Genomic DNA, 6379 nt, shown 5'->3' on the forward strand with positions numbered 1-6379 from the left:
GATATATTGCCATGGAGCATAGACATGGTTGTTTCAAATATTCAATATTAGCCGTAATGTTGTTTGTTTCTAGGAGTCTAAGCTCCTGCCATTTCTACTATAAATCCTTACCACTTTCATGGCGCATGTTTCAGCAAGATCTTTTATACGTTTCACATAGTCCTTTAACTCTAGTCCCTTCATAAAATACATGATAAATGGGAAAAGAAAATTACGATAACAAATGCTCAGTTATTTATCCTGATTACGCAGACATAATGAACGAGTTCAGGCGCGACTATGAAGCCATAATATCATTAATAGACAGTAGGCTTAAGGACGTCATTCTCAACATTATTGAGTCATCGCATCCATTCACTACTCCCCAAGTCATTGAAAACTTCTTGGAAAAGAGAAATAAAAACACTAACATAAAAAAACCGTAAAATCCTTTCAGAGAAAATCATTAGAAAATACTACATACATGATTTGATAAAAGAAGTAGATATAAAACTCATTCTTAACGATCAAGAAAGGGAAAAGTTACATCAATTTAAAAATAGGATCAAGGAGGCAACACGTAAGTTAAGGGAAAGAAAAATAAAACCGATTGCAATAATTGCTATATCAATACCCGATGGGAAACTTTCTCCTTATTATGATGAGGAAATTGTAAGCGGAAAATCGTACGAAATTTCAATTAGTTATCATTATAGTGATGGAGTTTTTAAGTTGTTAAGCAAAAATAACGAGAAGAAATCAAGAGTGGTTTTCCTTGATTTCAACAGGAAGTATCTCCCCGATCTTCGACAATACTTCTCACACATTTACGTGTTTGAAACTGTGCAAAAGAAATTATGAAAACAATTATCGAAAAATAGATGCTGTTTACTTGTATTTCACCTTTATATTAATGTTTTTATCACAATATGAGGCTATGGGGCACTCGTTACATTTTTTCTCGCTACATAGGTTTTTAGCTACATACCATATTACTTCATCAAGCATCCATGGAGCTACACCAATGGCCATAGCTCCCTTTCTCCAAGCCTCTCTTACTAGTTCTTTTAGTCGACTATTTAATAAGACCTCGGTTACGGGCACTCTAGGCTTTAAAACACCAGTATAAATCGTGAATCGAGCTACTTGTATGTCGACAGCCACATCTAATTTGTCGAAGTCTATAATTTTAAGTAATTTCTTTTCACCCATGACGCGGAGGTAGAAGTTTGAGAGTTTATCGCCCTTTAGATATGGGAATTTCTCTAAATGTTTTTCCTTTATCTCTTTAATTGTCAATGGTTGTATTGTAATGTTTCTGGGGTCTCCGTTATAATTTCTAAGGAGTATCTCGGATATTTTCTTCCACGATTTGCCTGCTTTGTTATAGTATCTCGCGCCAAGGTTTTTCAAGAATACTGCTAATTCTTTTTCATCGATCTCGAGGATTTTCTCTGGGGTAAACATTTCCGGGTGTTGCTCGTATGCTTCACGGGCTCGTTGCCATAGTCTATCAGCATCAACCTGGTAATCAAGAGCAACCATATAAGTGTAGTAGAGGGCGAGTTCACGACTATCCTCTCTGATATTTCTTGGTAATTGATATTCAGGCATAATACTGGGCGGGTGTTTTTGTCTTACATCCATTAGAACCTTTGCAATATTAGATGCTTTAATGTAATCGACTTCGAATGGAGTTTTTTCTTTCGACAAACACCTCCCCATAATATAATTAGGTGGCAAGCTTGGTGTTAAACATATGGTGCACGGCTTCGAAAAAGCGACTAGGCTAGTTGATGGATTAAAATCCCATGCTGCAAGTGTTACACGCTAAGATATACCTAGTCCATAGCATGGTGAGTAAAGGCTTTATAACCTTGCAGAAATGGAAGCCATGGAAAACACGAGTCCTTAGCTTTTGCAGATATCTTAACAATAGTTAGGAGAGCGGCATGCTAACTCCGGTGAACACTATAGTTGTGAATCAGGGGATGGTGTGGGTGGATGTGTGGTAGCTGGGAGTCGTGGGGTTAGGAGTAGTTTTAAACGGTTTTCCCAGCTTAAGGGGTTCATCAATGTTTAAATGCTTTTCCTAACATGTTGCTGTGCGGTGGCGTTTTTGGAGCTAGCATTGTGGGTTGCGGTTGGAATATATCTTCTAGCAATGCTGGGTGTAGGCGCGTGGGCTAAGAGGTTCGTTAAATCAGCTGAGGATTATCTCCTGGCTGGCAGGAGGCTCGGGGTTGTGCTAGTTGCTGCCACGCTTGCCGCGACACACTATGGCGGTGGATTCGTCCTCGGCGGTGCATCATGGGGTGTAGTGTACGGTTTCGGCGGCCTCTGGTATGGGGCTGCCTGCGGCCTTGGGCTGGCACTACTAGGCGTTACATTCGCAAAGCTCTCGAGAGCTCTCGCACTCTACACTGTTCCTGAAATACTGTATTTAAGGTATCGTAGCAGCACTGTTCAAGCACTCTCCGCACTACTCTCGCTCCTAGCGTTAATAGGTATAACAGGGGCTCAAGTATGGGCTGCTGGAGCCGTTTTCGAAGCAATGGGGCTGCCTGGCTTGTGGGGTTCAATCCTCGCTACAGTGATCTTCATAGCTTACACAGCCATCTCAGGCTTATGGGCTGTTACACTCACAGACCTGGTTCAAATAATCCTCGCCACCCTAGGAGTTACAGTAGCCACCGTGGTCGCGCTCGCTAGCATAGGAGGTTTCAGCGGCGTGGAAGGCAGGCTCGCCGAGCTCTATGCTAGCGGAGTAGTAAGCAACCCGCCCAGTGAATACTTCAACCCGTTTTCACCAGGAACCTCTCTCATAGTTCTCACAGTGGTTGCCACCGTCATGTACACGTTAATAGGGCAGGACTTCTACCAGAGACTTTTTGCGTCGAAAGATGAGAAAACAGCTGTTAAAGCCTCAGTCCTCTCGGGACTCTTCCTTATAATAGTTTCACTCATACCAGCTATAGCCGGTATGACGGTGCTAGCGCTTTCGCAAGAACCAGAGAAAGTAGTTGCATCACCAAGGATCGCGGTACCATATTTAATCCTAGCAATGTTCGGACCAGTCCTCGGCGCCCTGTTCATAGCAGCAGTTCTCGCAGCCATAATGTCGACGGCTGACTCCCTCCTGCTCGCCGCTACATCACACATTATCAGAGACTTCTACTACAAGTCGAAACCAGAGATCAGTGATAAACAGACGCTAAGGCTCTCCATACTGGTAACAATACTAGTCGGTGCTTTCGCACTGATAGTTGCTTTAACTGTTCAAGGAATAATCGAGCTACTCATATACTCCTACGACCTCTACACCTCCGGCGTCTTCATACCCTTCGTGCTGGGGCTCCTGTGGAAGCGGGCATCTAAGGAAGGAGCGATCGCAGGCATGGTTGCAGGCTTCACAGCCTCGTTAATGGGTATAATGGGCTACATACCTGCGGAAATATACGAGATGATCTACGTCTGGGGAGCCCTAGCCTCCCTCGCAGCGATGATAGCGGTAAGCCTTGTCACGAAGCCCACGCAGCCGGAGGAAAACCTGGCGAAACTGCTCAAATGGGCCTAAGCACGTGAAAACCTTTCCCCCTATTACTATTTTATCCTATATATCTTCAACAGGAAGCAGGAGTCCACGACTGACCGACACTCATACGAGTTTCCGCCCAATTAATAGAGTCCGCCAGGGGGATGACGGCCTGGAACCTTTCACCTGAGAATCTACGAGGATTATCAAACCACTTAGTGCTTAGACCTAACGTAATCTCCATCGCGAAGAAACCATTTCATAGGTGTTTTCCTCATAGAACTGTTCCCCACGCTCACATGGGTTTACCCTTGCGTGATTAAGGGATTAACCAGACGGGTACGGGAAGCTTCATTCCTCCACCTCCTAATCATCAGGGAGGGTTTTCACCGAGAGAACACTTACAGCATGCTATGCAGTAACAGTTTCTAAATCGGGATTGGTAAATACTTGGAAAACGGATTCTCTCAGCAAGTTGATGAGAATAAGGATTATGCTGGTGTTTGAATGGAGGATGTAGTGGTTGAAAATTCTCGGCTATATGGGTTTCTGAGGGTTTACCAGGCTTAGGAGTAGTCTTGCAAGCTCCATGTCTTTCTGCGAGAGCTTGGAGTACACTAGCTCGTACACGAGCTTCCTAGTATCGTATTTCACGTATGAGAGCTGGTCAACGTAGTCGAGGGGTAGTGGGAACCCGGTGTTGCCGGTGATTGCTGAGAGCGCTGAAACTATTTTCTCCACACTCCAGCTGGGGGATTCAGCGATTTCTGTTTTCACAGCTAGATTAATTGTTTTCAAAGCAGGCTTGTAGAAGACTACTTTAACTCTGCCAACGTATCCTTTATATGCTCTAATTATTCTTTCAACCCATTCATATCTCGCCTGTATTCTCGAGGCAATGTTTTCATCGCTTACTTTATTCAGTATCTCTCTGATTTTCCGGTTAAACTCGTCGTAGAACTCTTTGTAAGTACCTATTGTAAAGTATTCGCCATGGTCTAGCACTATGGAAGCGATCACCCTATCACTCAATCCAATATCGAAGAGTTCAAGAATAATTCTAATATCGCCGGAGTAGCTCCTCTTTAAAACACCAATTAACGGTGTATCAGTCTCCCATGCTAGGTCGAGGGCTTCTCTCGTTAACTCTTCCGCCTTCTTCACGAGTTCACGGGCTTCGCTAGGGAGAGATGAATCCTCTTCTTCCCCATATCTCGTCAAGATCTCTCCATCCACTATCGCTATATCGAACTCCATCTGCCCATTCTTCTTATCCTTCAGTGCTTTCAAGAGGGCGTTGCGCTCATGGACTTTGGCTTGAACACCAGCTAAGTCTCTATCGCGGTGGTAGCTTACATATGCTTTGAGTGTTGGCGGGGTGTTGCATTTATCGCCCATTACTATCTCTGCAACCTGTATAATCCAGATGTAGCCTCCTGCCACCTCTATGGGTGGGACAGTATAGCTTGAGTCAACAGCGTATGTGCAAGCCCCTCCACCGTGCTCGGGAAACTTCTTGATCAAGCCCTGACTGCTCAACTTCTCTCTAAGCTCGCGGGTTTTCCCAATGTTTCTAGCATTCTCGAGTATGTTATCAACCAGATTATCGAGCTCCCCAGCTAGTATCTCAGGAACTACGCCTGCTTCTTCTTCAACGCTCAGACCTGCTTCACCTCGATCAACACAGGATACTTCAACGGGTTGCCCAGCCCGGCGAAGTAGAACTCCCTGGTCGCCAATATGGCAAGGTCGTCGTACTCTACTCCTCCAAGGTCGAGAACACCCTTCAAGTTGTCTAAGTCTCCAGGCGTCTGGAGCTTGCTGAAGAAGAAGGTGTTGATATTGTTCCTTACATCAGTGCTGAAGTCGATCATCCTCTGGCTGGCGAGCACGAGCCCGAGACCCCACTTCCTCCCCTCCCTGGCAGTCCTCTCGATAATGCTGCTTGAAGGGTAGCAGCCCTGGTAGCAGGCGTAGTTGTGGGCTTCGTCAACAACTACTAGAGTGTTCACAGGCTTCTTCGCCTCGTCAATACGGTCCCAAATCCTGCGTAGAACAGAGTAGACCACATACTTCCGCTCCTCCTGCCTCACGGTGCTCAAGTCTAAGACAACCAGCCTGTCCTTCTCCAGCCTCTCGAGAATATCTCTACTGCTGATTCTCCTTTTGTTCAAGGATTCAATGTATTTCTTCTGCAACGACATGAATGTGACGTATTTCCTCTTACTGGTTGATTTTCCCGCCACGATATTTATCACGGTCTCAAACAGCTTTACGAGTGATGAAGTTTCCCACTTAACCTTCTTCATCTCCTCCTCTAAATCAACTGTTTCAAGCAGCACGGGCATCTTTTCCAACGCCTCTCCCACCTTGTTTTCACTAATGCTGACTTCAACCTTCCCCTCAACGCCCTTAGCAAACTCGGTGATAGACCGGTCCTGGCTTTCCGAGAATTTACGCAGATCACCCTTGCTCAGTATGTACAGGATGAGCGAGACGTATAGCGCATCCTCTCCCGCCTCCTTAGCCGATATTTCTTTTTTCAAATACTCGGCTATGGACTCCAGGTCCAGCGTGATCTCGGACGCGTCTAACACTTTACCCTCGAACCCCGGCACGTTAACGTAGTCCTGCCCCGAGTGGTCGAACACTAATACTTTCCAGTCGGTTTTCTCGAGTACCTCGTTCACCAGGGCTACAACCAGCTTAGACTTGCCCGTGCCTGTCGCCCCTACCACTCCTACATGGTATTTAAGCGCCTCCGGCTTCAACGGTATTTTTATCCTGCTGAACTTATGCTCCCCCAGCTCCAGGCCGGTTTCAAGCGCGAGTTTTACATCTCCCGGTGACTCGACCAGGTAGACC

The 6379-nt window shown here is 45.5% G+C and carries 5 protein-coding genes; 2 read left to right on the forward strand and 3 right to left on the reverse strand.

The window, feature by feature from the left end; genetic code table 11:
• Positions 1-468 precede the first annotated feature (468 nt).
• Positions 469-840: a hypothetical protein gene (locus AC3OH0_RS06215; protein ID WP_498345152.1), complete on the forward strand. Its 372-nt coding sequence runs from the start codon at positions 469-471 to the stop codon at positions 838-840.
• Between the two features lie 27 nt (positions 841-867).
• Here AC3OH0_RS06215 and AC3OH0_RS06220 read toward each other — a convergent pair whose 3' ends face one another.
• The gene (locus AC3OH0_RS06220) at positions 868-1692 is read right to left on the reverse strand and encodes an N-glycosylase/DNA lyase (RefSeq protein ID WP_498345153.1); all 825 of its coding nucleotides are present in this window, start codon (positions 1690-1692) and stop codon (positions 868-870) included.
• Positions 1693-2098: 406 nt separating this feature from the next.
• Here AC3OH0_RS06220 and AC3OH0_RS06225 point away from each other — a divergent pair, with 406 nt between their 5' ends.
• The gene (locus AC3OH0_RS06225) at positions 2099-3556 is read left to right on the forward strand and encodes a sodium:solute symporter family protein (RefSeq protein ID WP_498345154.1); all 1458 of its coding nucleotides are present in this window, start codon (positions 2099-2101) and stop codon (positions 3554-3556) included.
• A gap of 495 nt (positions 3557-4051) precedes the next feature.
• On the opposite strand, the gene AC3OH0_RS06230 is transcribed toward AC3OH0_RS06225, so the two are convergent.
• Together AC3OH0_RS06230 and AC3OH0_RS06235 are read right to left on the reverse strand one after the other, a co-directional pair.
• Positions 4052-5053: a DNA double-strand break repair nuclease NurA gene (locus AC3OH0_RS06230; RefSeq protein WP_498345155.1), complete on the reverse strand. Its 1002-nt coding sequence runs from the start codon at positions 5051-5053 to the stop codon at positions 4052-4054.
• A gap of 119 nt (positions 5054-5172) precedes the next feature.
• Positions 5173-6379 (reverse strand): ATP-binding protein (locus tag AC3OH0_RS06235; protein ID WP_498345156.1); only part of this gene is annotated, 1207 nt, incomplete at its 5' end.

It is taken from the genome of Thermosphaera sp., assembly GCF_059755995.1.